26 protein-coding genes and 2 pseudogenes are annotated in these 25458 nt (G+C 41.7%); 18 read left to right on the forward strand and 10 right to left on the reverse strand.

Features of this window, described 5'->3' with window-relative positions; genetic code table 11:
- Positions 1-37 precede the first annotated feature (37 nt).
- Positions 38-610, forward strand: coding sequence for a recombinase family protein (locus tag EAE92_RS16645; RefSeq protein WP_214068895.1), 573 nt, complete (start codon positions 38-40; stop codon positions 608-610).
- 289 nt (positions 611-899) lie between these two features.
- Here EAE92_RS16645 and EAE92_RS16650 read toward each other — a convergent pair whose 3' ends face one another.
- Positions 900-1514, reverse strand: a complete 615-nt coding sequence (locus EAE92_RS16650) for a phage repressor protein CI (RefSeq protein WP_214068896.1) — start codon at positions 1512-1514, stop codon at positions 900-902.
- Positions 1515-1910: 396 nt separating this feature from the next.
- On the opposite strand from EAE92_RS16650, the gene EAE92_RS16655 reads away from it, so the two are divergent.
- The 8 genes from EAE92_RS16655 (at position 1911) to EAE92_RS16690 (ending at position 7437) form a co-directional block, all read left to right on the forward strand.
- Positions 1911-2075: a hypothetical protein gene (locus tag EAE92_RS16655; protein ID WP_167337845.1), complete on the forward strand. Its 165-nt coding sequence runs from the start codon at positions 1911-1913 to the stop codon at positions 2073-2075.
- Between the two features lie 282 nt (positions 2076-2357).
- Complete coding sequence (locus EAE92_RS16660) at positions 2358-2561, forward strand: tail protein X (protein ID WP_011144439.1); 204 nt, start codon at positions 2358-2360, stop codon at positions 2559-2561.
- Between the two features lie 365 nt (positions 2562-2926).
- Positions 2927-3766 (forward strand): phage baseplate assembly protein V, encoded by an 840-nt coding sequence (locus EAE92_RS16665; protein WP_214068922.1) that lies wholly within the window; start codon positions 2927-2929, stop codon positions 3764-3766.
- The gene (locus tag EAE92_RS16670) at positions 3766-4107 is read left to right on the forward strand and encodes a GPW/gp25 family protein (protein WP_036783323.1); all 342 of its coding nucleotides are present in this window, start codon (positions 3766-3768) and stop codon (positions 4105-4107) included. The genes EAE92_RS16665 and EAE92_RS16670 overlap by 1 nt, the downstream gene beginning before the upstream one ends.
- 4 nt (positions 4108-4111) lie before the next feature.
- Entirely contained in the window at positions 4112-5110 is a 999-nt protein-coding gene (locus EAE92_RS16675; RefSeq protein ID WP_214068897.1) for a baseplate assembly protein, read from the forward strand.
- Positions 5103-5717, forward strand: coding sequence for a phage tail protein I (locus EAE92_RS16680; RefSeq protein ID WP_214068898.1), 615 nt, complete (start codon positions 5103-5105; stop codon positions 5715-5717). The genes EAE92_RS16675 and EAE92_RS16680 overlap by 8 nt, the downstream gene beginning before the upstream one ends.
- Positions 5714-6841 (forward strand): phage tail protein, encoded by a 1128-nt coding sequence (locus EAE92_RS16685; protein ID WP_214068899.1) that lies wholly within the window; start codon positions 5714-5716, stop codon positions 6839-6841. The genes EAE92_RS16680 and EAE92_RS16685 overlap by 4 nt, the downstream gene beginning before the upstream one ends.
- Positions 6841-7437, forward strand: coding sequence for a tail fiber assembly protein (locus tag EAE92_RS16690; protein WP_214068900.1), 597 nt, complete (start codon positions 6841-6843; stop codon positions 7435-7437). Before EAE92_RS16685 ends, EAE92_RS16690 begins: the two co-directional genes overlap by 1 nt.
- A gap of 57 nt (positions 7438-7494) precedes the next feature.
- On the opposite strand, the gene EAE92_RS25420 is transcribed toward EAE92_RS16690, so the two are convergent.
- From EAE92_RS25420 to EAE92_RS24700, 3 genes are all read right to left on the reverse strand, one after another.
- Positions 7495-7587 (reverse strand): tail fiber assembly protein, encoded by a 93-nt coding sequence (locus tag EAE92_RS25420; protein ID WP_214068901.1) that lies wholly within the window; start codon positions 7585-7587, stop codon positions 7495-7497.
- Between the two features lie 78 nt (positions 7588-7665).
- Positions 7666-8196 carry a tail fiber assembly protein gene (locus EAE92_RS16700; RefSeq protein ID WP_214068902.1) on the reverse strand — a complete coding sequence of 177 codons (531 nt, stop codon included), beginning with the start codon at positions 8194-8196 and terminating at the stop codon, positions 7666-7668.
- 15 nt (positions 8197-8211) lie between these two features.
- Complete coding sequence (locus EAE92_RS24700; protein WP_246545260.1) at positions 8212-9132, reverse strand: pyocin knob domain-containing protein; 921 nt, start codon at positions 9130-9132, stop codon at positions 8212-8214.
- Positions 9133-9567: 435 nt separating this feature from the next.
- Between EAE92_RS24700 and EAE92_RS16715 the strand changes: the two genes are divergently transcribed.
- From EAE92_RS16715 to asd, 9 genes are all read left to right on the forward strand, one after another.
- Complete coding sequence (locus EAE92_RS16715) at positions 9568-10740, forward strand: phage tail sheath protein (RefSeq protein ID WP_036782415.1); 1173 nt, start codon at positions 9568-9570, stop codon at positions 10738-10740.
- 10 nt (positions 10741-10750) lie between these two features.
- Positions 10751-11266: a phage major tail tube protein gene (locus EAE92_RS16720; protein WP_036782412.1), complete on the forward strand. Its 516-nt coding sequence runs from the start codon at positions 10751-10753 to the stop codon at positions 11264-11266.
- Positions 11267-11292: 26 nt separating this feature from the next.
- Positions 11293-11610, forward strand: coding sequence for a phage tail assembly protein (locus tag EAE92_RS16725; protein WP_214068903.1), 318 nt, complete (start codon positions 11293-11295; stop codon positions 11608-11610).
- A 14-nt stretch (positions 11611-11624) separates the two neighbouring features.
- Complete coding sequence (locus EAE92_RS16730) at positions 11625-11744, forward strand: GpE family phage tail protein (RefSeq protein ID WP_011144425.1); 120 nt, start codon at positions 11625-11627, stop codon at positions 11742-11744.
- Positions 11737-14163 carry a phage tail tape measure protein gene (locus tag EAE92_RS16735; RefSeq protein WP_246545261.1) on the forward strand — a complete coding sequence of 809 codons (2427 nt, stop codon included), beginning with the start codon at positions 11737-11739 and terminating at the stop codon, positions 14161-14163. Before EAE92_RS16730 ends, EAE92_RS16735 begins: the two co-directional genes overlap by 8 nt.
- Before the next feature lie 2 nt (positions 14164-14165).
- The gene (locus EAE92_RS16740) at positions 14166-14630 is read left to right on the forward strand and encodes a phage tail protein (RefSeq protein WP_105397432.1); all 465 of its coding nucleotides are present in this window, start codon (positions 14166-14168) and stop codon (positions 14628-14630) included.
- Positions 14627-15709 carry a phage late control D family protein gene (locus tag EAE92_RS16745; RefSeq protein ID WP_214068905.1) on the forward strand — a complete coding sequence of 361 codons (1083 nt, stop codon included), beginning with the start codon at positions 14627-14629 and terminating at the stop codon, positions 15707-15709. The genes EAE92_RS16740 and EAE92_RS16745 overlap by 4 nt, the downstream gene beginning before the upstream one ends.
- A gap of 76 nt (positions 15710-15785) precedes the next feature.
- Positions 15786-16007, forward strand: coding sequence for an ogr/Delta-like zinc finger family protein (locus tag EAE92_RS16750; protein ID WP_036782400.1), 222 nt, complete (start codon positions 15786-15788; stop codon positions 16005-16007).
- 205 nt (positions 16008-16212) lie between these two features.
- Complete coding sequence (asd, locus tag EAE92_RS16755; protein WP_214068923.1) at positions 16213-17319, forward strand: aspartate-semialdehyde dehydrogenase; 1107 nt, start codon at positions 16213-16215, stop codon at positions 17317-17319.
- 959 nt (positions 17320-18278) lie between these two features.
- Here asd and tssD read toward each other — a convergent pair.
- The 6 genes and pseudogenes from tssD to dnaA form a co-directional block, all read right to left on the reverse strand.
- A pseudogene (gene tssD, locus EAE92_RS16760) lies at positions 18279-18638 on the reverse strand (type VI secretion system tube protein TssD); the annotation flags it as partial.
- 125 nt (positions 18639-18763) lie between these two features.
- A pseudogene (locus EAE92_RS24705) lies at positions 18764-18882 on the reverse strand (type VI secretion system tube protein Hcp); the annotation flags it as partial.
- A gap of 140 nt (positions 18883-19022) precedes the next feature.
- On the reverse strand, positions 19023-21437 hold the full coding sequence (gene gyrB / locus EAE92_RS16765; RefSeq protein ID WP_214068906.1) for a DNA topoisomerase (ATP-hydrolyzing) subunit B: 2415 nt from the start codon (positions 21435-21437) through the stop codon (positions 19023-19025).
- A gap of 19 nt (positions 21438-21456) precedes the next feature.
- Positions 21457-22548, reverse strand: a complete 1092-nt coding sequence (gene recF / locus EAE92_RS16770; protein ID WP_214068907.1) for a DNA replication/repair protein RecF — start codon at positions 22546-22548, stop codon at positions 21457-21459.
- 21 nt (positions 22549-22569) lie between these two features.
- The gene (gene dnaN, locus EAE92_RS16775) at positions 22570-23670 is read right to left on the reverse strand and encodes a DNA polymerase III subunit beta (protein WP_214068908.1); all 1101 of its coding nucleotides are present in this window, start codon (positions 23668-23670) and stop codon (positions 22570-22572) included.
- A gap of 4 nt (positions 23671-23674) precedes the next feature.
- Positions 23675-25063 (reverse strand): chromosomal replication initiator protein DnaA, encoded by a 1389-nt coding sequence (gene dnaA, locus EAE92_RS16780; protein ID WP_088372748.1) that lies wholly within the window; start codon positions 25061-25063, stop codon positions 23675-23677.
- Positions 25064-25458 lie beyond the last annotated feature (395 nt).

Genomic DNA, 25458 nt, shown 5'->3' on the forward strand with positions numbered 1-25458 from the left:
AATAATAGTCTCATATTGGTATTAGATAGGGTTACATATGGCAAAGATTGGCTATGTTAGGGTGTCAACAAATGACCAAAACAGTGATTTGCAACGAAACGCATTGATAAGTATAAATTGTGAGCAAATTTTTGAGGATAAAATTAGCGGAAAAACATCCAACAGACCAGGTTTAAAGCGAGCTTTAAAACAACTTAAAAAAGGTGACACTCTAGTTGTTTGGAAACTGGATAGATTGGGGCGTAGCGTAAAAAATATGGTAACTTTAATTTCTGATTTGAGTGAACGCGGTATTCATTTTCAAAGCTTGACTGATAGCATTGATACCAGCACTTCTATGGGGAGATTTTTCTTTCATGTTATGAGTGCACTGGCTGAGATGGAACGGGAATTAATCGTTGAAAGAACAAATGCAGGATTAATAGCTGCTCGTGCCCAAGGGAGAATTGGTGGTAGACCAGTGTCACTTTCATTCATTGAACAACAACAAGCAGCGAGATTGTTGGCAAAAGGCCACACACGGAAACAGTTATCATTAATTTACAACACATCGTTATCCACAATATATAAATATTTCCCAGTAAATAAAGCAAATTGTCGATCAAACTAGTATTTAAAGTGCGGCTAGTTGAACGTTTAATTTTGTATTCGTAATACCCAAGTAATTGGTTCTTAATTTATGCAAAATATATCAAGTTTATTTATCTATGCAAAAAACTTCCGCCGCACTATACATACTATAAAGGAACAACAGAATAAGTTAACAATTAGCTATTACTGGCAAGAGAACTTATTGTGTATAAAATCCACTGCATCTGGAGGTTTTTGGGTAACGAATTGCCATCAGAATAGAATTTACATATCTAAGTAAGTTAATTTATTTACACTTGAGAAGTGTGTTAGTACCTAGAAATCACTAGGTAAACGCGACCAATAAAGTTGATCTCATTAATTGCACAATCAAAAGTTACGTCGTTATCACAAACCCGGATCTTACTAACTGGGATTTTTGTGATTTTTTTAATGCTATGCATACCTTCAATATCAATTAACCATAAACCATCCTGAACATCAGGTTCTTCTGTATCTAGCAAATACCAAGCGTTATTGTTATCTACAATCAGAGGCTTTTTTATTTCTTTAGCAATAAGTTGATTATCTAAGATCACTGGGTAGTCATCGTTCAGCTTTCCACCAATCAATTTAACGCGTTGTATTGTCGGAACAATAATGTTTTCTAAAGATCCCTTTTTCTTTTCTCCATCAGGGAACATTTCTCCTTGTCCTGTGCTTAGCCATAACAATGAAGCATTGGTTTCAAGGTTACATTGGATAACCCAGTCTGCTGGAAAACTGTCCCTTAAATAACGGTTCGCCATTGTACTTTTAGACACACCTAAATGGTCGCTCAATGCTTGACGTGATTTAAACCCATATGCACTAACAAGGCGTTCGATAGCTTGTTTTCCTCCACTATCTACACCCATTTTTATCTCAGTTATGTTTTTTTTCATTGAAAGTACAGTTTAGTGAGTTTGCCGTCTCCACAAAGCCCTCTGATTAAGAGCTATAGTGATCCCAAATAAATTTATTAGATCCGATAAGGGATATTGCATCATAGGCATATAAATTTCAATCTATATACTTTGTGAAACTATATCATCTAAATAAAAAGAAAAAATCTTCTAAGCAATAAAATAAGAAAAATTTATTAATTACAACGAATTGTGATCGAAAAGAAACCTTTTTAATCATTAATTATTTCAGTAAAAACAATAATTAATATATTAACACTATCAAATATAGTTCCCAAAAAAGATAAAAAACCACTTTAAATTTTTCTAATCAAAGTGTACTGTTCTTATATACAGTTATGTTATGCGGAGGTAAGTTTGTCAGTGGACTTTCTTATGGAATCAGTAATAGCGCAACGTATTAATTTTATAGCTAGAATGGCAACGAGCTGTGAATGTAATCATGCTGAGGATAAAGAACTTGCTTTGGTTTGGATTGCTGAGTTGTCGACACCACTTGCAAAACAACTTATTAACTACCACGAAACGCTTGAAGAATAAATGCGGTAGATAAATGTGGAAATTCTGTATGATAAATAATCTAAAGTTTCTAAGTTGATTATGATTGCATTGGAAAATGAGCTGAAAAATAGATTTTCCCTATGAATTCAGCAAATTTTGGAAAATATGATTAATTATTAAATTAGCCACTGAAAAGTGGCTTCTTGCTTCTCATTTGTACTGTTTCCTTAACAATATTGTTTCACTGGTTCTCTCCCACTATTCAGCGCACCATAACACTTTAACTTAACAATATTGACTAAATTAGAGAGGGTATACCTAATGAAAATAATTGCACAGCAGAATGATACTGTTGATGCTTTATGCTGGCGTCATTATGGTCGGACTCAAGGCATGACAGAACAGGTACTGTTAGTTAACCCAGGTTTGGCTGAATACGGTGTAATCCTGCCACATGGCACCGAAGTTGAGATGCCGGAAATTATGACAGCTACAACGAAACCTATTTTGCAACTATGGGATTAAATATATCCATACTAAGCTGATGTTTTTTTAAACAGAATTATCACTCTATATCAGGAAATTAAACTTATCTATTCTTCTGGGTAGATAAATAAGCAGTTGAACTGGAACATTATACTTAATATATAGTCAAGCAACACAAATCTGAATTTTTTGAACTATTTGAGTCAAGCTTTAATAAAATAGCACAGATTACATAAAGGCCCTTCTCGGTTGCGAGAAGGGCTTTTTAATTTATGTTGTTACATTTTCTATTTTCAAGAAACTTGTTTTGTCTTTCTTACAATTCCTCTTTGATGTTGGCAACTGCCTTTGCTGGCATTCTTTCATACATAAACCCACAACCACCAAATGGCATTTTTCCAAACATGGATACACAACTAACAGAACTTTTGCGCTTATTGCGTAATCTGATCAGAACTGGTGTTGTTACCGAGGTAGATACCAACCGGGGAGTGTGCCGGATTGCAACAGGCAATCTCGAAACTGACTGGCGGCCTTGGTTGACAATGCGAGCAGGTAATTCCCGAACTTGGTGGGCTCCCAGCCGTGGTGAGCAAGTTTTGCTATTATCTGTTGGCGGTGAATTGACCACCTCCTTTGTATTGCCGGCTGTTTATTCTGATCAATTTCCAGAACCATCGACTCTTTTTACAGAAGCTGGCCATATTGATTTTCCTGATGATGGATTACAAGCCATTTATTCTGATCAATCTGCGGCACCATCGGGTCGTTCTGAACAAGCTGTTCATATTGTTTTCCCTGATGGGGCAGTAATGGAGTATGAGCCGAAATTAGGTGCTTTAACGGTAACAGGTATTAAGACTGCCAATGTGAAAGCTGCAAATTCCATAACACTTGAGGCAACGAATATAACACTAAAGGCATACAACAAAATTGGATTGGAGTCGTTCAACGAAATTGGGATAAGTGGATACAACAAAGTTGGATTAGAGTCGTTCAACAAAATTGGATTGGATTCAAAAAACGAAATTGGACTAGAAGCGCTTAATAAAATTGGATTGGACTCAAAAAACGAGATTGGACTCAAAGCAGGAAAAGAAATGGGTCTGAAAGCGTCAAAAATTAAATTGGAAGGTGATGTTGAAAACACAGGTGGAAAACTCAGTTCTAACGGCGTAACCCTACATTCGCACCAGCACACCGGCGTCATGGCAGGCGGTGCGACAACAGGAGGTCCAGTATAATGATGTACCTTGGAATGAATCGACAAACCGGTCGTAGCCTGACGGATCTGGATCATGTACGCCAGTCTGTCAGCGACATCTTACTAACCCCTGTTGGTAGTCGTTTGGAACGGCGCACTTATGGCTCTCTGTTACCCGAATTAATTGACTGGCCACAGAATGCGGCTCTACGCCTGCAAATTATGGCGGCCACCTATACAGCTATTAGCCGCTGGGAACCACGAATTAATCTGACAGCTATCACCATAAATACCCAACAAGACGGCAAAATGACAGTAGATATATCTGGTCATTATCAGCTGTCCCCTGGGGGGTTTTCTCTATCAATCCCTGTGAGGTAAAACAATGCCGACCATTGATCTAAGCCAGTTGCCGCCACCTGATGTAGTCGAGCCGCTAGATTATGAAAGCCTGTTGGCTGAACGTAAAGCCAAATTAATATCTCTTTATCCTGAAGAACAACGGGATGCTATTACTCGAACATTGGAATTGGAATCCGAACCTCTGGTTAAGTTACTTGAGGAAAACGCTTACCGGGAATTGATATTGCGCCAACGGGTTAATGAAGCTGCCCGTGCAGTAATGTTGGCCTATGCAACCAATCGCGATTTGGACCAATTAGGAGCGAACTATAACGTTACCCGGGCCGTTATGGAGCCTGATAGTACCTTCCGTGATCGTATCCAAAGAGCCTTTGAAGGGTTAAGTGTTGCAGGGCCGATTGGTGCGTATGAATATCATGCTCTTAAAGTTAATGAAGGTATTCATGCTAATAGAAATGAATACAAAGGTGAATATCAAACTGTTTCGGATGTTTCCGTCATCAGCCCATCACCAGCCAATGTGACTGTGACTATTTTGTCGCGGAAATGGAAATGGGAAAAAGATAAAGAAGACGAAGAAGATAAAGAGCACAAAGGTGTAGCTTCACAAGAGTTACTGGATAAAGTGATTGCGGCACTTAATGACGAAAACGTCAGACCAGTTGCCGATCGGGTAAAAGTGCAGTCAGCCAACATAGTGGAATATCAAATTGATGCTGTGCTTTATCTCTACCCGACACCTGAATCTGAACCTATCCGTAAATTGGCTCAACAAAATATGGATAAGTACGTGCTAGATCAACATAAATTGGGGAGAGATATTCGGTTATCTGCCATTTATGCTGCGTTGCATGTCGCAGGAGTACAGCAGGTAGAGCTGAGAGCTCCAACTAAAGACATAACTCTGTGTAAAGATCAAGCTCCTTATTGTACTGGCGCAAAACTGGAAATAGGGAAAACACAAACTGCTGATTGTTCCAAACCAAATCCAGGTTTGATAGTGGGAGGTTCTGATGAATGACCGCCTGTTACCAACAGGTTCTACGGTTTTGGAGCTGGCTGCTGCTAAGGCATGTTCGCAATTGCAGAATATTCCAGTACCGCTCCGCCAACTCTGGAATCCTGATACTTGCCCTGAGGAGTTATTACCCTATCTGGCGTGGGCGTGGTCGGTTGATCGCTGGGACGAAAAGTGGTCGGTAAGCACTAAGCGTGACGTGATAAAAAACTCGCTGTTTCTGCACAAACATAAGGGAACCATTGGCGCCGTCCGTCGTGTAGTAGAACCGCTTGGCTATCTCATTCAAATAAAGGAATGGTGGCTGAACAACGAAACACCGGGCACATTCCGGTTAGCGATAGGGGTACAGGAAAACGGGATCACCGAAGAAACTTTTTTAGAGCTGGAACGGCTAATTTCTGATGCCAAGCCTGTAAGTCGTCATTTGATAGGTTTGTCAATCAATCTGGATGTTAAAGGCGAATTTTATTGCGCTGCGACAGGTTATAGTGGAGATGACCTCACTGTTTACCAATATCTCCCTGACGTCATCACAACTAGCGACAATGCTCCTTTAGGGGTAGCAATTCATTTGATCGAGACAGATACATTGAGGGTTTCACCATGAAATACTTTGCAATTTTAACTAACCTGGGAGCGGCGAAACTGGCGAACGCCGCTGCTTTGGGGACAAAAGTCGATATTACTCACATGGCTGTTGGTGACGGTGGCGGTAAATTACCAGATCCTGACGTCAATCAGACAAAATTAGTTAATGAAAAGCGTCGTGCTGCAATTAATACATTAGGCGTTGATCCGGTAAACACCAACCAAATTATTGCTGAACAAATTATCCCTGAAAGTGAGGGTGGTTGGTGGATGCGTGAAATTGGTCTGTTTGACAGTGAAGGTAACTTGATTGCAGTAGCAAACTGCCCGGAAACCTATAAACCACAATTACAGGAAGGTTCGGGCAGAACACAAACTATCAGAATGATCTTGATTGTTAGCAATACGGATTCGGTAACGCTGAAAATCGATCCCTCTGTCGTTCTGGCGACTCGTGATTATGTAGATAGCTCTATTCAGAAACATGAAAAAAGCCGTAATCACCCAGACGCCACGTTGACAGAGAAAGGTTTTACAAAACTTAACAGTGCTATTAACAGTAATGATGAAACGACAGCGGCAACACCCAAAGCGGTAAAAGCAGCTTATGATAATGCTAATAGTAAATTGGCAAAAAACCAAAATGGCGCAGATATCCCAGATAAAAATGCTTTTGTGAAAAACCTTGGTTTATTGGAAAAGCTAATTCCGATAGGGGTGCCACTTCCTTGGCCGACCGCCACACCGCCGGAAGGGTGGGTGCAATGTAATGGTGCAGCCTTTGATAAAGCGAAATATCCGGAATTAGCCAAGGCTTATCCTGGTGGTAATTTGCCCGATTTACGGGGTGAATTTATTCGCGGTTGGGATGACAAGCGTGGCGTTGATCCAGACCGTACATTATTGGTATGGCAAGAAGGGTCTTATTTAGTACAGGAAGTTCACCAACCTGCTGATAATGTTGTTAACTTCTCAGTTAATGAACGCACGAAATTACAGTGGGATACTCCCCAGAATAAAGATATTCAATTAAGAGCTAGAGCTTCTGGAGGCTCAGCAACGACTTGGACTACGAATGCTGCTTATATAGGGGTATCAAGACCACGTAACGTAGCGTTTAACTTCATTGTAAGGGCTGCATAATGAATAAGGCTGTACTGGATAAAAATAATATTGCAATTAGTACTGGAAGTATCGTTGTGTTTAATTACGATGCGATTACGCTGGAATATTTAAACAGTTCTGATGAGTACCTTCCTGTCGGTATCGGTCTTCCTGCTAATTCCTGTACAGACGCGCCGCCTGATACCCAAGAGGGATATATCGCTTGCCGTTCATCTGATTTAACCGGCTGGCAAATGGTACCGGATTATCGAGGAAAAATAGCTTACGACACCCAAACTGGGGAACAGAAGGAAATCATTAAACCGGGTGAATTGCCAGAAACGCTGACATTAAAACAACCAAGCACCGATTTTGATGAGTGGAATGGTGAAATATGGGTAACGGACATTAAAGCTCAAAAAGCCAATCAGATTAAACAGGCAGAACAACAACGTGTCACTCTTCGCCAACAGGCTAATGAAGCCATGACTTTATTACAATATGCTATTGAGACTGAGATGGCCTCAGACACAGAGAAAGCATTATTACTTGCCTGGAAGAAGTATGTGGTATTACTGAGCCGTGTTGATACTTCAATGGCTTCAAATATTGAGTGGCCACAAATACCAGAATAATACAATTATCAAGACCGGGTGTTATTCTGTCCCCGGTCTTTTTTCAGTTATGATAGGTTATGTTGACCAGTCGATTTCCGATGCTTTTGAAGTATCAATCCGGTTAAGTATGACTTGGTATTTTCTCCATTCCAGTAAGGTCTGACGCATTAGGTAAGCACTTATTGATTGCCCTAAAAACCAGAATAAAAAAAGGCCCGAGGTTTGTGAACTGCGGGCCTATATTATTTACACAGGTTGTGCGGGCCACTCAATATCTGGTGCTATGGTGGGATCAATGCGGTTTGCTTGCATTCGGTATTTTTTCCAAGCTTTGAGCCGTTCTATCTCTTCCTGAGTTGCTTCATCTAAATCAACGGCATCTTGTAAGGGAGCAATATTATTGCTGGCAAGGACTAGCAATTCTTCTTTGCGTCTCTCCGCTTGAACAACTAACTCACCCTTTGTGTACTCACGCGAAACAATAGCACCGTTTATATATTGCCATTTGCCAGAAATATCACAAGAATCAGGTAGATTACTTACCTCAGCCACACTCATTCCATCTGGGTTAAAAGCTGATACATCTCCTGATATAGAACGGATTACATTATTAAAATCATACATTACTTTAATTGTGTCAGGATTAAAGCTTTTCTGGCATTCATACCAGTCTTGACCATCTTCTGACTTCAAATAGATGACATTAAAATCTTCGATGATTTTTCTGGCTTGTTTTGAGTCAGGTGTATATTGGGAAAAATTTTTAATGTTTTGCATATATTTATCACCTTACTAAATATTGGATATATTCATCCACATGCCGTTAATCTTCTTCTGTATTGGCCTACGGTTTACGGTGTCAATTAACTCATCTCTATTTCCATTTATTACAGCAGTGATGGCATACCCACTTGAGTCTGTATCACCAGAACTTTTCCGTACTTGCGCGAGCTCTTTGGCACCAAAGCGAATGTCTTGAATATAACGCGTGTCTGATTCTGATTTTGTATAAGCGCCAATAATTGCTGCGGTTGGTCTATATCCTTCATGATAGACCTGATACCCCCTAACTCGAAGATTATCGTGTCTAAGGCTCATCCATTCATTAGTTGGCCCCCCAGATAGGGCATGCTGCCATTTGAAATATTCGTTGCCATTATCCCCCGTTTTAAACCACATATAGGAGTCTGCATCACCATCTCCGGTGTTTTTAAAACCGATAGAGGCAAAGTCGGTGTTTCTGATCCAACTCAGTGCAGAGTCAGTAGTAATAATTATGTCGCCTGTTACATTGCCACCGCTGCGTTGCAACGCGTCCGCGGCTTTAGTAACGGTTTCCATTAAACCGAGCTCACTCGCAGTTGGTTTATTCAGGGTATTATATTCTCGTGCCCAAGGTGTCCAGGGTAAATTGTGATATTGGCTGCGTGTATATATCCGGCTACTGTTATAAACAAAATAACGCTGAATGATCCCAGCAGCCTGTAAAACGACAAGTGAACCAGCAAGCGATTCAGGGTAGTTAGCACCATTTTGGGCATAAATATTGTAATCTTGGAAATAAATTCCTGGTATTTTGTAGTTATCCAAATTTGCCTTATCACCCAAATAAACAGCCTGCCCATGAAAAATATCCTGAGACGTAATATTGATATCCTCAGTCAGAACTTTGCCATTCACTTTTCGGCTATTCGGTACTGCTCCCTGAGCCAAATTTACCGTTTCTATCAAACCAAGGTTTTTAAAAACTCGCCAATCCGTGATAATTTCTATAATAATAGTCTCATATTGGTATTAATCAGGGTTACATATGGCAAAGATTGGCTATGTTCGGGTGTTAATAAATGACCAGAACAATGATTTACAGAGAAATGCGTTGATGTGTATAAATTATCATCTATTTTTGTAGGAAAAATCTGTGAAAAAATAATCAATGAACAGAGCTAAAAGTTCACGCCAGAAGAAATAGATATTGATTTATAGAGGTTTCTTTTTCCACTATCTATGAAGTACAAATAATTAAATAATTAGAAAAAATAATAAATTAAGCAACCTGATTTGTATCATCTCTCACACATTTCCCATCAAATGATTTAATAATTCGGATACTTCAACATAGCGGGACACCTTAACAGGAGAACCGCTAATATGGCACAAGATTATCATCACGGCGTCCGTGTACAGGAAATTAACGAAGGCACACGTACCATTACCACAGTTAGCACTGCTATTGTTGGTATGGTGTGTACTGGTCCTGAAGCAGACGAAAAAACTTTTCCACTAAACACTCCGGTCTTGATTACTGATGTTTCACTCGCCATTGGCAAAGCTGGTAAAACCGGTACATTGCCTCAGGCACTCAAAGCTATCTCAGACCAGTCTAAACCCGTTACTGTTGTTGTCCGTGTAGCACAAGGTGAAACGGAAGAGCAAACTACCAGCAACATCATTGGTACTACAACTAATGAAGGTAAGAAAACCGGTATACAGGCATTGTTGGCAGCACAAAGCCAATTAGGTGTGAAGCCACGTATTCTGGGGGTTCCTGGGCTGGATACGAAGGCTGTTGCTGTTGAGTTGGCGAGTATCGCGCAAAAATTGAGAGCAATGGCTTATATCAGCGCCTATGGTAGTAAGACTATCTCAGAAGTTATCGAATATCGCAAAAACTTCAGTCAGCGCGAATTAATGCTGATTTGGCCTGATTTCTTAAGTTGGGATACTGTTTCTAATAAGGAAACTATCGCCTACGCTACAGCTCGTGCACTGGGTTTGCGTGCAAAAATTGATGAAGAAACAGGTTGGCACAAAACACTGTCGAACATTGGTGTCAATGGTGTGACCGGTCTTTCAGCAGATGTATTCTGGGATCTTCAAGATCCAGCAACAGATTCAGGCCTGCTAAACCAAAATGGTATTACGACACTTATCCGTAAAAATGGCTTCCGTTTCTGGGGTTCACGTACTTGCGCTGATGATCCATTGTTCCAGTTCGAAAGTTACACTCGTACTGCCCAAGTATTGGCTGACACTATGGCGGAAGCACATATGTGGGCAATCGATAAGCCACTAACTCCTTCACTGGTACGAGACATTATCGAAGGTATCAATGCTAAGTTCCGTGAACTGAAATCTGGTGGCTACATTATTGACGGTCAATGTTGGTATGACGAAAACGCCAATGATAAAGACACCTTGAAAGCGGGTAAATTGACCCTCGATTACGACTATACACCTGTACCACCACTGGAAAACATGATGTTACGCCAGCGTATTACAGATCGTTACCTGATGGATTTCGCGAAAAGCATAAACGGCTAAGGGGACACAGATGGCATTACCTCGCAAACTTAAATTCCTGAACTTGTTTAATGATGGCAATAGTTATCAGGGAATAGTGGAAGAACTTACTCTACCTAAGCTGAGTCGTAAACTGGAAACCTATCGTGGCGGTGGTATGAACGGTAGCGCAACCGTGGACTTAGGCTTGGATGAAGGTGCATTGGACGTTGAATTTACTCTAGGTGGTATGGAAGCTCAACATTATCGGCAATGGGGTCTGACCAAAGCCGATGGCGTAATGTTGCGCTTTGCAGGCTCCTGCCAGCGCGATGATACCAGCGATGTGATTGCTGTTGAAATCGTGATGCGCGGCCGTTTCCATGAGTTTGACCACGGTACCTATAAGCAGGGTGATAATACTCAGACCAAAATCAGTGCTAAAAACACCTATTTCAAATTGACATGGGATGGTGAAGTTCTGATTGAAGTGGATACCGTTAACATGGTTGAAGTCGTTAATGGTGAAGATCGCTTGGCAGATCACCGTCGCGCTATGGGTCTTTAATCTAATCGGATAAACAAGGTTGAACCATGACAGAAACACTAATTACTCAAAACGACGAGCAGCGCACAATCGTATTAGAAGAACCGCTTGCACGTGGTAGTAGCAACATCACTGAGGTGGTGGTGCGCAAACCGAACAGTGGCGCGTTGCGTGGTGCTCGGCTACAGGCTTTGCTGGAGATGGATGTGGATTCAATGATTTTGGTTTTACCACGTGTTACCACACCAGCGCTCACTAAAAGCGATCTGTTGTCAATGACACCCGGCGATCTGATTAATCTCAGTGTTGAGGTGGTCAATTTTTTGTTACCGAAGTCGGCGAAGTCCGGTTTCCAGACCGGCTAACCGTAGATGAATTGGTGGCAGATATTGCCACCGTTTTCCACTGGTCTCCGGCAGTGACAGATGAAATGTCACTACCGGAATTACTGGACTGGCGACATCGGGCCATCTTACGAAGTGGTGCAGAAAATGAGTAATACACAGTCACAGCTTAAATTGGTAATACAGTCCGTTAATAAGCTGACCAACGCCTTGAAATCTGCCCAGCGAAATAATAAAAGGTTGGCGGATTCTCTCCGGCAAAATCGTGATGAATTCAAGCGATTAAATCAGACTTATGAAGCAATTAAACCTTATTCTGCTCCTGAATATGCGCAGGAAACTGCGCATATCAGTAACAAAAAGGAAGAAAATCGCGGTGAAGGTCGTTATAGCAAAATCAAAGAGCTTCGTGACCGCATTAGCCAATATGGTGTTAGTGCAAAATCAGCCGGTAGTAAAATACTGACAACCAGTAAAAACTTTCTGATGCCGGGTTATGATCTTAATGTTCAAATGTCCAAAATTCAGGCACAAACCAATATTGAAAAAAACTCTCCTGAATATGTCATGTTGCTCAATCAAAGTCGTGAGTTGAGCAAAAGTACAGGGATTCCTGCCAGCCAGATTGCACAGGGACAGAGCCTGTATGCCTCTAAGGGTTATTCTCCTGAGCAGATAAAGAATGTGATGCCTGGTGCGGTACTAATGTCTCAGGCAAGTGGTACAGATTTTTCCAATGTGGTTGATATTAGCACTGAGGTACTGGAAGGGTTTAAATTACAATCCAAAGAGATGGGGCATGTTAGTGATGTTTTGACGGCAACGTTTATTGGTTCAAAAACAACGTTGGCGGGATTGGGTGATACGATGAAATCTGTCGCTCCAGCGGCTACTTCTTTGGGGGTTGATATTGAAACCGTTGCGGCTGCTACAAGAAAGCTAAGTGATGCCAATATCAAGGGAAGTGAAGCTGGAGAGGCTCTGAGTAGTGTACTAAGCCGGTTGGCTGAACCACCTAAAGCTGCTGCTGTCGCATTGAAACAACTAGATATTAAAACTCGTGATGCTAAAGGTAATTTACGGCAGTTACCTGATATTCTCGTTGAACTAGATGATAAAACCCGTTCAATGAGCGGTAAACAACGTACAAGTTATTTCACAGCAATTGGTGGTGAAAAGTCTGCTCCTGCTCTAGATGTGTTGGCGAATCAGGCAGGGCAGGGAGGGTTGCAATCTTTTATCGCTGAACTAAAAAGTGCTCAAGGTGAATCTCAAAAAGTTGCATCTGCAATGACGAATAGTCTTACTGGTGATATCCAAAAGCTTAATGCCGCTTGGAGTAATCTAGGCGTTCAGATGTTTTCTGGCGTAGAAGGTCCTGCAAGAGAAGTCACTCAACAAGTAACCAATGTAGTCAATAAAGTCAGCGAGTGGATGGAAGCTAATCCACGTTTGGCTGCAACGCTTGCGACTATTACGGTGGTAGTCGGAGGCATGTTAACTGTGTTTGGCGCATTGGCACAGGCGCTCGCTTCGATATTGCTTCCATTAGCTGTAGCGAAATATAGTCTTACTTTCTTTGGTAGTACTGGTGTGAGAGCGCTCGGATTAGTCGGGAATGCTCTGAAAATGTTGGGTAGCACCATGATGATCGTTGGTCGTTTGATGATGGCTAACCCAATCCTCGCCATTATTGGTGTAATTGCGATGGCTGCTGTTTATATTTGGCAAAATTGGGAAACATTGGGGCCGAAATTTTCTCAGCTTTGGGAAAATATTAAAATTAGCCTCAGTGAGAAATGGGAATCCATTAAACAGAGTGTTCTGCAAACTTGGGAAAGTATTAAAACTAATATTAGTAATGCCTGGGAATTAGTTAAACAGAATACATTGGATATCTGGGAGAATATTAAAATATCGATCTCGGATAAATGGAATGAAATTATTACTGACGTAATGAATCTTCCTAGTAAATTTAAAGAGGTTGGCACAGCGATAATTAACAGTTTATTGGAGGGGATTAATGAAAAATGGGAAGCCCTGAAACAGAAACTGACTTCATTGTCTGAGTATCTCCCTGACTGGATGCGGTCAAAGGAAGATATTTCAAGAGATGCCAGTAATAATGTAAGTCCTAATGTTAATTCGGTTCTGCCCAAACATGACAAAGGGGGCATTATTCCGGCTGGTCGATTTGGTATTGTTGGTGAATATGGACCAGAGATTGTCACTGGCCCTGTTAATGTTATTAGCCGACGACAGACTGCTAAACTTGCTGCCGCTGCGGCATTTTCTTTAAGCGTAATGGCGCCTTCTACCGCCGCCAGAACAGCGCCATTGCATGTTCAGAGTTTACCGGTTCATGCTTATCCTCAGATTCAGGAAAAGAAAACGGACAAACGTCAGGTGGTTGAATACCGCAGTGAATCGCCGGTCTATCATATAAATATCTATGGTGCGCCGGGGCAATCTGCGCAGGATATTGCAGCAGCAGTTAGGCGCGAATTGGATGATCGGGAACGTAAACAGCAGGCTCGTTTACGCAGTTCATTCTCTGATAGAGGAGAATTCTAATTATGATGGCTGCACTGGGTTTATTTGTTTTTATGTTGAAAACCACGCCATACCAGAGTATGCAATATACTCAGTCATGGCGACATGCTTTTAATAGCCGTATCGGGGTGCGGCCTGCCTGGCAATTTCTGGGGCCGGATAACGACACAATGACACTTTCCGGTTCGTTATATCCAGAAATTACTGGTGGCCGTTTATCATTGACGGTACTACAAGTTATGGCTGACAGCGGTAAGGCTTGGTCTTTTATAGATGGCAGCGGCACGGTTTACGGTATGTTTGTCATTGAGAGTATCGACCAGACAAAAACTGAATTTATGTCGAATGGTTCTGCACGCAAAATTGATTTCACGTTGACATTGAAGCGAGTAGATAGTTCTCTAAGTGAAATGTTCGGTGATCTTCAAGAACAGTTCTCTATGCTTACAGACAATTTGTCAAATAGAGTCAGAGAGGTATTGTCATGACGTCTGAATTTGGCAGGGGAACTGAAAAAGGCAATGCACCGGCATTTCTTTTGGAAATTGATAATAAAGATATCAGCGGGCGCATTCAATCGCGCCTGATATCACTAACAATGACAGATAATCGAGGTTTTGAAGCCGACCAGCTTGATATTGAACTGGATGATGCAGATGGAAGTTTGGTGCTACCTTCTAGAGGTAATGTGATTTCATTGGCGTTGGGATGGCGTGATCAACCACTGATTAGTAAAGGACGTTTTACTGTGGATGAAATTGGCCACAGTGGAGTACCGGATAAATTAACAATTCGTGCCCGTAGTGCTGATTTCCGTGAATCTCTTAATATGAGACGTGAAGAGTCTTATCATAAGAAAACGATAGGTGATATTGTCCATATTATCGCTGCTAGAAATAATCTTACTGCTGATTTACATCAGGATATTGCGAAGATATTTATTAACCATATTGATCAGACGAATGAGTCAGATGGTAGTTTTCTTACCCGCCTGGCAAGGCAGGAAGGGGCGATTGCTTCCGTAAAAAATGGTAAGTTGATATTTATCCGGCAAGGACAGAATAAAACAGCCAGTGGTGCGGTTATCCCTGCATTAGTGATTACACGTCGGTCAGGTGACAACCACAATTTTACTCTGTCTGATCGTGAGGCTTATACCGGCGTGGTAGCAAACTGGTTGGATGTCCGTAAACCGGAGAAAAAACATACCTTAACCGTTGAACGAAAAAATCAGGAAAATGCTGATAAATTAAAATCTTATTTGATCGGTAGCAAAGATAACGTATTAGAGCTTTCTCGTACTTATGCTGATGAGGCTAGTGCTAAACGTGCAGCCAAGGTTGCCTGGGAAAAAATGCAACGTGGAGCAGCGACGTTTTCGATTCAATTGGCTCAGGGGCGTGCAGATCTCTACCCTGAAATACCCATCAAAGTTACTGGATTTAAACCAGAAATAGATGCTGCCGAATGGACGTTAACGACAGTTACCCACACGGTGAATGGATCTGGTGGTTTTACAACAGCACTGACTCTGGAATTAAAAATTGATGATCTCGACATGAAATAAATGTTCTTTAAATGAGATCTCATTGCTATATTGTTCACATTATGAGAGTTCATGTTTTAGTTAAGGGTAAGAAAATATGATCAAGTGTCCTCTTTGTGGTAAAGCGGCTCATGCACGCAGTAGCTTTGAGCATTCCAGCCATACAAAAGAACGTTATAATCAATGTCAAAACATCAATTGTGGCGCAACTTTCGTTAGCCATGAAACGTTTGTCCGCTTTATTTCCAAACCTGGTGAAGTAATAAGTGTTAAGCCGCATCCCAAAGAAAAAACTAAAACTCAATTGAATGTGACTTGAAAATTAAAAGTTAATTGTAAATATTTGCCACCAGCCGGTGGCTTTTTACTCAGATGCCAGATTTGTTATATATCTTGCTGCTAGCTACGTTGCTAAATATCTTGTGAATTAGTTAATAAATTCACTTGCGTCCTTGGTCATATTTTGTCAGCTTTGGTGTAATCAGAATCACTGAATCAACACTCACCGAAGTAGGACAATAATGATGAAAAATGTGGGCTTTATCGGCTGGCGCGGGATGGTCGGCTCAGTATTAATGCAGCGTATGATTGAAGAGCGGGATTTTGATGTTATTCGTCCGGTATTCTTCTCGACATCACAACACGGACAGCCAGCACCTGATTTTACTGGTCAGCAAGGTACGTTACAGAATGCTTTCGATATCGAAGCTCTTGGTGCTTTGGATATTATTATTAGCTGTCAGGGGGGAGATTATACTAATGAGATTTATCCAAAGTTAAGAGCAACGGGTTGGCAGGGATATTGGATTGATGCGGCGTCAGCACTGCGTATGAATGATGATTCTATCATTATTCTTGATCCAGTTAACCATGCGCATATTCAGCAAGGTCTTAATGAAGGCATAAAAACTTTTGTTGGTGGTAATTGTACCGTTAGCCTAATGCTGATGTCTTTGGGTGGTTTGTTTGCTAATAATTTGATTGAATGGGCTTCTGTTGCAACTTATCAGGCAGCTTCTGGTGCGGGCGCTCGTCATATGCGTGAACTTCTGGTGCAGATGGGAGCTTTACATACCCAGGTAGCAAAAGAGCTGCAAGATCCGGCATCGGCTATTCTGGATATTGAAAAAAAGGTAACGGATTTTACCCGTAGCGGAGTTATGTCAACTGAGCAATTTGGTGTGCCGTTGGCAGGTAGTTTGATTCCGTGGATTGATAAACAACTTGATAACGGCCAAAGCCGTGAAGAGTGGAAAGGTCAGGCAGAAACCAACAAGATCCTCAATACTGGTAATAACATCATTACCGTGGATGGCTTGTGTGTGCGTATTGGGGCGCTGCGTTGCCATAGTCAGGCATTTACTCTGAAATTGAAAAAAGATATTTCTATTCCTGAAATTGAGCAATTACTGGCTGCGCATAATGACTGGGTTCGTGTTATTCCAAATGATCGCGAATTGAGTATGCGCGAATTAACCCCGGCGGCGGTAACGGGAACTTTGAATACTCCTGTAGGGCGTTTACGTAAACTGAATATAGGTCCAGAGTATTTATCTGCTTTTACTGTCGGTGACCAATTGCTGTGGGGAGCAGCAGAGCCTCTGCGTCGTATGCTGCGTATCTTGGTTTAATTATTTTAATACATTTACTTATGTAAAAATCCACTCGTTGTTTGGGTGGATTTATCCATATAGCTCTGTTCATTGTTTCTTTATTGGTTTATTTTTGTTATATTCATAATCTATATTTATGATCTTCTATCCAAATGTATAGTGAATCGTTTTTATGGAGATGGTAGGAATGGAACAAGATAAACTACTAGCTTTAAAGGTTAGAGAATTAAGGGAGTTGGCAAGGACGTTATCTTCTCGTTATATGAGCCAAATAATATGGGTTAGGAACTAATTATATCTACTCAATCATCTGATATGGATATTTTATTATATTTTTTATTTATAATGATTTTTTCTATGTTTTTTTTATTTATTAAAAAATACACGGAAAGTAAAAAGAGTATTTCTCTATTTGTAATTAATCTTTTGTTTTTATTTTCTTTTTGTACAGATCAATTAATTATATCTAAATTTATTTATTCCTTGATTCCACCATTTATATTTTTGAATTTAAATGATGAGGTAATAAGAGTAAGTGCGGTGATATTTTCAATTTTAGTCATGATGATGTTCCCAAGGAAGTTTAAATGTTGACAATAAATTACTGGTGAAAAAGAATAATGGACTATATAGATGTTACAATTTCCACTCAATCTACTTGGCAGGATATTTTTCTGTACTATCTTTTATCGTTAACGCTTTTGTTTTTTCTTCTTTTCATGAAAATTACTATAGAGAAAAGACGAAGTTATATTCTCTCTGTTCTTGGGTTTTTTATTATAGTAATGTTGGGTTCAATTCAATTGTTTATTGTGAAATATGGTGGTTATCATGAAATTATATCAATGTTTATTAATTTAAATAGTGAGGTAATTAGAGTAGGTAGTGTGATGTTTTCTATTTTATATGCTTTGGTTCTACCAAGAAAGTTCGTCAATGAAACAAGGCGTTAAATTAAAACGCCTTGTTTTGCTCTTTTAATAAATTCTATCATCCCAAATACTATAACCGCCAGTACCTGCGATAAGGTGATTCCAGGTAATGTTTGTATATTTTAACGAGATACTTTCCTGTGGTGGAAGCTCATTATGATTCAATGAATGTGGATGTAAGACACTTATTTCAGTGATTGTGGCGCCAGTGATTTTTATATTGTAATAACGTTCTTGAGCACCATTTGAGTTAGTTCGGTAAAAATCAATAGAGCATTCAAGAGACTCATTCTCAGAAATAGCAACACCGAGTAATGGTGATGATTTGTCGATAGGTTTTTGGATAATAATGGGTTGATGATCGACATTTTGAGTTTGTGTTATCGCATGGCTTAAGCTATATACCCGTCATCTTTCAAGCTGCCTCTTTGTTGGCTGCACTCGCTCACCCCGGTCACATAGTTTGCTATGCTCCCGGGGATTCACTCCCTTGCCGCCGCGATGCAACTTGAAATCCATAGGGTATAAACTAATATCTGATCAAGATGGTTTGCTTGATATTTATTACCAATAGAATCAACAGAAGAACATCCAGCAGATATTAATCCCTGTTTTTTCCCTTTATTGTCATGTAAATCATGTCAGCCATATTGTACCCTTAGATTATATTTAAGTGATGTTTTACAGAAACATTAAATAAATTACACTTTATTGGTTATAAATAACAGATAAAAAAAGCGCTCATAGAGAATTAATATGAGCGCTTTTTTAAATTGATAATAATATCAATTAGATATCAATATTGGCTGCTTTCAGGGCATTCTCTTCAATAAATGCTCGGCGAGGTTCAACAGCATCACCCATTAGAGTTGTAAACAGTTGGTCAGTTGCAATGGCATCTTTTACTGTCACACGCATCATGCGGCGAGTTTCCGGGTTCATGGTCGTTTCCCATAACTGCTCAGGGTTCATTTCTCCCAAGCCCTTATAGCGCTGTATAGACAACCCGCGGCGAGACTCTTTAGTCAACCAGTTTAGCGCTTGCTCAAAACTGCTAACGGGTTGGCGTCGTTCACCGCGTTCGATATAAGCGCTTTCTTCGATCAAGTTGCGAAGTTTATCGCCTAGCTGAGTGATTCGGTGATATTCACCGCCGTGGACAAAATCGAAGTCCAATAGGTAATCAGTATCTACACCGTGTGTACGAACACACAGAACCGGTTCGTACATTTGGCGCTCACGATTTTCATGGAGGCGATAACTGTAGCTGCTGCCGTTTTGTTCACTGTCATTCAGACGGGTGACCAGCATTTCAATCCATTCTTCAACTTTCGCTTTATCAGACAATGCTTCTTCGGTCAGCTTCGGATGATAAATTAGGTTATTCAATAAACTTAGCGGATATAGGCGTTCCATGCGTTTAATGATTTTTTGAACACCATTAAATTCGGTCACCAATTTTTCCAGCGGTTCACCTTTTAGGGCTGGCGCGTGCTCATTGGTGTAAAGTGAAGCGCCATCCAGTGCAATGGATAGCTGGTACTCATCCATTGCTTCATCATCTTTAATGTATTGTTCTTGTTTGCCTTTTTTGACTTTATACAACGGTGGTTGAGCAATAAACACATGACCGCGTTCAATGATTTCTGGCATTTGACGATAGAAGAAAGTCAGCAATAGAGTACGAATATGAGAGCCATCGACGTCCGCATCCGTCATGATGATAATGCTATGGTAACGCAGCTTATCTGGATTGTATTCGTCACGGCCAATACCACAGCCCAATGCGGTGATCAGGGTTGCCACTTCTTGGGAAGAGAGCATTTTATCGAAACGCGCTTTTTCGACATTCAGGATTTTACCTTTTAGCGGCAAAATTGCCTGATTTTTGCGGTTACGGCCCTGTTTTGCCGAGCCACCCGCAGAGTCTCCTTCCACTAAGTAGAGTTCAGAGAGTGCCGGATCACGTTCCTGACAATCAGCCAATTTGCCTGGCAGTCCAGCCAGATCCAGCGCCCCTTTACGGCGTGTCATTTCACGCGCTTTGCGAGCTGCCTCACGAGCGCGGGCAGCATCAATAATTTTACTGACGACAGTTTTAGCGTCGTTTGGATTTTCCAGCAGATATTCCACCAGCTTCTCATTCATCAGCGTTTCAACCGCAGTTTTTACTTCGGAAGAGACAAGTTTGTCTTTAGTCTGAGAAGAGAATTTTGGATCAGGCACTTTAACGGAAATAACAGCAACTAAACCTTCACGAGCATCATCACCAGTCGCGCTGACTTTGGATTTCTTGTTGTACCCTTCTTTATCCATGTAACTATTAAGGGTACGTGTCATCGCAGTACGGAAGCCAACTAAGTGAGTTCCCCCATCGCGTTGTGGGATATTATTGGTGAAGCAGTAAATATTTTCCTGGAAACCATCATTCCATTGCATTGAAATTTCAACGCCGATGCCGTCTTTTTCTGTAGAGAAATAGAAAACATTTGGATGAATTGGTGTTTTGTTTTTATTTAGGAATTCAACAAACGCTTTAATTCCACCTTCATAATGGAAGTGGTCTTCCGTATTAGTGCGTTTATCAATAAGGCGGATGGATACACCGGAATTCAGGAAGGATAATTCACGCAAGCGTTTAGCCAGAATGTCGTGCTGGAATTCTGTGTTATTACGGAAAGTATCCATGCTCGGCCAGAAACGGACACGGGTACCTGTCTGTTCTGTTTCTCCAACGACTTTCAGTGGGCTTTGCGGTACGCCAAGGTGATAAGTCTGTTCATGAACTTTGCCGTCACGGCGGATAACCAATTCCAGCTTTTCAGACAAGGCGTTAACAACAGAAACCCCTACGCCGTGCAAACCGCCGGAGACTTTATAAGAGTTATCATCGAATTTACCCCCCGCATGCAGCACGGTCATAATAACTTCGGCTGCTGAAACACCTTCTTCTTCGTGTATGCCGGTAGGAATACCGCGGCCATCATCCTGTACGGAGACTGAGTTATCAGCATGGATAGTGACGATAACTTCATTACAATGACCTGCGAGGGCTTCGTCGATAGCGTTGTCGACAACCTCGAAGACCATGTGGTGTAAGCCGGTACCATCGTCTGTATCACCGATATACATGCCCGGACGTTTACGCACCGCATCCAGCCCTTTTAATACCTTGATACTTGAGGAGTCATATGTATTCGACATCAACGTTTCTCGCTCATTTTTAATCCTGTGGTTGAACCTCTATTTTGCCATTTTTCACGCGAAACATCTTGCTATTTCCATCAAGCATGTCTGTTATTTGGTCGGGATTTATCGCACTGACAAATACCTGAGCTTGCGTGGATTTTAGACGTGCGGCCAGCAATTGACGGCGGCCGGTATCCAGTTCGGAGGCAAAATCATCAAGCAGATACAGACATTGTTGTCCGCTCTGTCGGGTGAAATATTCACCCTGTGCTAGCCGCAGTGCGCACATCAGTAACTTTAATTGACCGCGGGATAGCATATCTTCTACTGGCGTTCCTTCCGCACGAATGCGCAGATCTGCCTTATGTGGGCCGGAAGCTGTATAGGTTAACGTTCTGTCGCGCTCAAATTGGCGTTCCAGTAATTCAGCATAATCACTCTCTTTGTCCCATCCCTGTTGGAAAGAGAAACTTAATGTAAATTCGGGTAAGAATTGCTTACAGGTATCCGTAATATCCTGAGTAATGTTTGCAACATATTCACCGCGCCACTGATTTATTTGGTTAGCAAGTGGGGCCAATTCCTGATCCCAAGGCCGTATCTGGCTATAGTGGGTAACTTGTCGTAGTGCTGCATTGCGTTGTTTGAGTAGCCGTTTTAAGTTTACCCATGCAGAAAAAAAGCGCGGCTCATTGTGAAAGCAACCCCAGTCAATAAAGGCCCGTCGATACTTCGGCCCGCCATTTAACAGGGTAAACCCTTCAGGGGTAATGAGCTGCATAGGTAACATCTTAGCCAGTTCGGCAATTTTACAGCCATCACTACCATCAATTCTGACTTTACTGTCGCCATGACGGTTTTTACTCAGACCGATAGACCGCTCTCGCTTGTTCTCTTGTTGCCTTAACCGCCCATGCAGAACGAATTCATCACAGTCATGACGGATTATCCGCCCTGTCTGAATGCTACGAAAAGCGCGTCCGTGACCTAGCGTATAAATCGCTTCCAGTACGCTGGTTTTGCCGCTGCCATTAGATCCAACCAGAAAATTAAATCCGGTAGCCAGAGGCAAATCAGCGGCGGCGATATTACGAAAATCGCGGATAAGTAAACGCGTGAGAGTCATATACCTGAAATATAAATCCGGTTACAGGCGCATTGGCATCACGACATAAGCCGCATTGTGGCTGGCGCAGTCTTCTATCTGAACACTGGAAATAGCATCAGTTAGTAATAAACGAACCTCTTCACATCTTAATGTATTAAGTACATCTAGCACGTAACTGACATTAAAGCCTATTTCCATTTCAGCACCTTGGTAGCTGACATCGACAATCTCTTCGGCTTCTTCCTGCTCAGGATTATTGGCTGTGATTTTTAGCTGGTTCTCACTGAAATAGAGGCGAACTCCACGGAATTTCTCGTTAGAGAGAATTGCCGCGCGTGAAAAAGCTTGTTTCAGCATATCGCAATTGGCTTCCAGGGTTTTATCCGGGTTCTTTGGCAATACGCGGCGATAATCAGGGAAACGCCCATCCACCAATTTAGAAGTAAAAATAAAGTCGCCAACGTGGGCGCGAATATTGTTACTGCCGATTTGTAACTGTAGCGGAGTATCGCCGCCATCCAGCAATCTCATGAGTTCAATCACGCCTTTGCGTGGCACGATAACCGAATGGGAAGGCAACTTTTGACCAATTCCCATAGAACAGACTGCCAGACGGTGACCATCGGTTGCAACTGTACGCAACTCTTCTCCTTCGGTTTCAAACAACATACCGTTGAGGTAATAGCGGACATCCTGGTGAGCCATTGAGAATTGAGTTGATTCAATAAGGCGTTTCAGTGTGGCCTGTGGCAGTGAAAACTCTACCTCGCTTTGCCAGTCATCAAGATTTGGAAAATCAGAAGCGGGCAATGTGGAGAGCGAAAAACGGCTGCGGCCAGAACGCACCAATAAGCGGTCGCCATCCAGTTCTACACTGATTTCGGCCCCATCTGGCAGACCTCGCCAGATATCAAAGAATTTACGTGCCGGTACCGTGGTTGCACCTTCTGCGTGTGGCAATGAAAGCGTGACTCTTGCCATCATTTCCATTTCTAAATCTGTACCGGTCAGCAACAGGGAACCTTCTGTAACCTGTAGTAATAAATTACCAAGGATAGGCAGAGTAGGGCGCCCACTCAGCGGGCTACTGACTTGTTGCAGTGGTTTTAACAATTGCTCGCGTTCAATGATAAATTTCATAGCACTAGGAAGACAATGTTCTGATTAAGTTAGAAAAATCCTCTTTGATGTCGTGACTTTCTTCACGCAGTTGCTCGATCTTACGACAAGCATGCAACACAGTTGTGTGGTCACGTCCACCAAAGGCATCCCCGATTTCAGGCAAGCTGTGGTTGGTTAACTCTTTTGCCAGCGCCATTGCCATTTGCCTTGGACGGGCAACGGAACGGGAGCGCCGTTTGGAAAGTAAATCGGCCACCTTGATTTTATAATATTCAGCGACTGTTTTCTGAATATTATCAATGGTAACCAGTTTTTCTTGCAGTGCTAACAGGTCACGTAATGCTTCACGTACAAAATCAATAGTAATCGCTCGACCGGTAAAATTGGCATTCGCTATTACCCTGTTCAATGCCCCTTCGAGTTCACGGACATTAGAACGCAGACGTTTAGCTATAAAGAAAGCAACTTCTCCAGGCAACTGGATTTCGTTTTCGTCTGCCTTTTTCATCAAGATAGCGACACGAGTTTCGAGTTCCGGTGGTTCAATGGCAACGGTCAGCCCCCAGCCAAAACGGGATTTTAACCGATCTTCTACCCCATTGATCTCTTTTGGATAGCGATCTGATGTCAGAATAATCTGTTGATTACCTTCCAGTAATGCATTGAATGTGTGAAAGAATTCTTCTTGAGAACGTTCTTTATTGGCAAAAAACTGAATATCATCGATCAGTAATGCGTCGACAGAGCGGTAATAGCGTTTGAACTCTTCTATTGCATTATTTTGTAATGCCTTGACCATATCCTGAACGAAACGTTCAGAATGCATATAGACCACCTTGGCATTTGCCTTACGTGCCATAATGCTGTTGCCTACGGCATGTAATAGATGGGTTTTACCTAAACCCGTACCACCATAAAGAAATAGTGGATTATAAGCGCCGCCGGGATTATCAGCGACCTGTCTTGCCGCGGCGCGAGCAAGTTGGTTGGATTTACCTTCGACAAAGTTATCAAAAGTATGTTTCGGGTTAACGTTAGAGCGATAAGATAGCTCTGGTTGTACCGCGGTGTTATCCCAACTAGGTCGTACTGATGTGTTTTGTGGTGCGGGTGCGACCGGCGTGTGAGCAACAACCCTTTGTGGCGGGCTATCGTTTTGGGAAATAGGTTTGTTGCCAACTTCAAAACGTAATAATGGTACTTCAGCTCCACAGAAGTCATTCAACAACCCATTGATGTTATTGATATACTTCTCTCTTACCCAATCCAGAACGAATCGATTTGGGGCATAAAGCGCCAGAGTGTTACCACTTAGCTCTGCCTGAAGGGGGCGTATCCACATACTGAATTCTGTGGCAGGTAATTCATCCTGCAATCGGGCAAGACATTGCTGCCAAAGCGAAAGTGACACGGTGGACTCCCCTAAAACAAGGCCAATTAACAATTAAAGAAATCGGAGTGGTTAGCTCATTATATTGGGTACAAAACAACGATTCCTCTAAGGCGAGGAAGGATCGATTGTCATGTGTATGGCGATTTTTAATGTCATCGCTCCCCCCATGATCCGAGGATAAGATCCAAATCATGGCTGGGGATCATAGCGCAAAAGACGATATAGATCTTCATTCTTTTACACAGTTTAAGCGCTTTTTATCCACAGGATAAAATTGTCTGTGAAATAAAGGACTATAAAGGGGTTGCAGTGGAGTTATGGCGGTTGTCAAATGCAGATCGAGAATAAGCTGATATTTAAAGTAAAATCGAACCAAGGATCATAACAGAAAACGAAGATCTGCCGGTGATCGT

It is taken from the genome of Photorhabdus hainanensis (assembly GCF_018448965.1).
Taxonomy (GTDB): domain Bacteria; phylum Pseudomonadota; class Gammaproteobacteria; order Enterobacterales; family Enterobacteriaceae; genus Photorhabdus; species Photorhabdus akhurstii.

Excerpts from the sequence above, each read along its gene's own strand:
- EAE92_RS16645 (WP_214068895.1), top strand. The coding sequence starts at position 38 with ATGGCAAAGATTGGCTATGTTAGGGTGTCAACAAATGACCAAAACAGT.
- EAE92_RS16650 (WP_214068896.1), bottom strand. The coding sequence starts at position 1,514 with ATGAAAAAAAACATAACTGAGATAAAAATGGGTGTAGATAGTGGAGGA.
- EAE92_RS16655 (WP_167337845.1), top strand. The coding sequence starts at position 1,911 with ATGGAATCAGTAATAGCGCAACGTATTAATTTTATAGCTAGAATGGCA.
- EAE92_RS16660 (WP_011144439.1), top strand. The coding sequence starts at position 2,358 with ATGAAAATAATTGCACAGCAGAATGATACTGTTGATGCTTTATGCTGG.
- EAE92_RS16665 (WP_214068922.1), top strand. The coding sequence starts at position 2,927 with ATGGATACACAACTAACAGAACTTTTGCGCTTATTGCGTAATCTGATC.
- EAE92_RS16670 (WP_036783323.1), top strand. The coding sequence starts at position 3,766 with ATGATGTACCTTGGAATGAATCGACAAACCGGTCGTAGCCTGACGGAT.
- EAE92_RS16675 (WP_214068897.1), top strand. The coding sequence starts at position 4,112 with ATGCCGACCATTGATCTAAGCCAGTTGCCGCCACCTGATGTAGTCGAG.
- EAE92_RS16680 (WP_214068898.1), top strand. The coding sequence starts at position 5,103 with ATGAATGACCGCCTGTTACCAACAGGTTCTACGGTTTTGGAGCTGGCT.
- EAE92_RS16685 (WP_214068899.1), top strand. The coding sequence starts at position 5,714 with ATGAAATACTTTGCAATTTTAACTAACCTGGGAGCGGCGAAACTGGCG.
- EAE92_RS16690 (WP_214068900.1), top strand. The coding sequence starts at position 6,841 with ATGAATAAGGCTGTACTGGATAAAAATAATATTGCAATTAGTACTGGA.
- EAE92_RS25420 (WP_214068901.1), bottom strand. The coding sequence starts at position 7,587 with ATGCGTCAGACCTTACTGGAATGGAGAAAATACCAAGTCATACTTAAC.
- EAE92_RS16700 (WP_214068902.1), bottom strand. The coding sequence starts at position 8,196 with ATGCAAAACATTAAAAATTTTTCCCAATATACACCTGACTCAAAACAA.
- EAE92_RS16715 (WP_036782415.1), top strand. The coding sequence starts at position 9,568 with ATGGCACAAGATTATCATCACGGCGTCCGTGTACAGGAAATTAACGAA.
- EAE92_RS16720 (WP_036782412.1), top strand. The coding sequence starts at position 10,751 with ATGGCATTACCTCGCAAACTTAAATTCCTGAACTTGTTTAATGATGGC.
- EAE92_RS16725 (WP_214068903.1), top strand. The coding sequence starts at position 11,293 with ATGACAGAAACACTAATTACTCAAAACGACGAGCAGCGCACAATCGTA.
- EAE92_RS16735 (WP_246545261.1), top strand. The coding sequence starts at position 11,737 with ATGAGTAATACACAGTCACAGCTTAAATTGGTAATACAGTCCGTTAAT.
- EAE92_RS16740 (WP_105397432.1), top strand. The coding sequence starts at position 14,166 with ATGATGGCTGCACTGGGTTTATTTGTTTTTATGTTGAAAACCACGCCA.
- EAE92_RS16745 (WP_214068905.1), top strand. The coding sequence starts at position 14,627 with ATGACGTCTGAATTTGGCAGGGGAACTGAAAAAGGCAATGCACCGGCA.
- EAE92_RS16750 (WP_036782400.1), top strand. The coding sequence starts at position 15,786 with ATGATCAAGTGTCCTCTTTGTGGTAAAGCGGCTCATGCACGCAGTAGC.
- asd (WP_214068923.1), top strand. The coding sequence starts at position 16,213 with ATGAAAAATGTGGGCTTTATCGGCTGGCGCGGGATGGTCGGCTCAGTA.
- gyrB (WP_214068906.1), bottom strand. The coding sequence starts at position 21,437 with ATGTCGAATACATATGACTCCTCAAGTATCAAGGTATTAAAAGGGCTG.
- recF (WP_214068907.1), bottom strand. The coding sequence starts at position 22,548 with ATGACTCTCACGCGTTTACTTATCCGCGATTTTCGTAATATCGCCGCC.
- dnaN (WP_214068908.1), bottom strand. The coding sequence starts at position 23,670 with ATGAAATTTATCATTGAACGCGAGCAATTGTTAAAACCACTGCAACAA.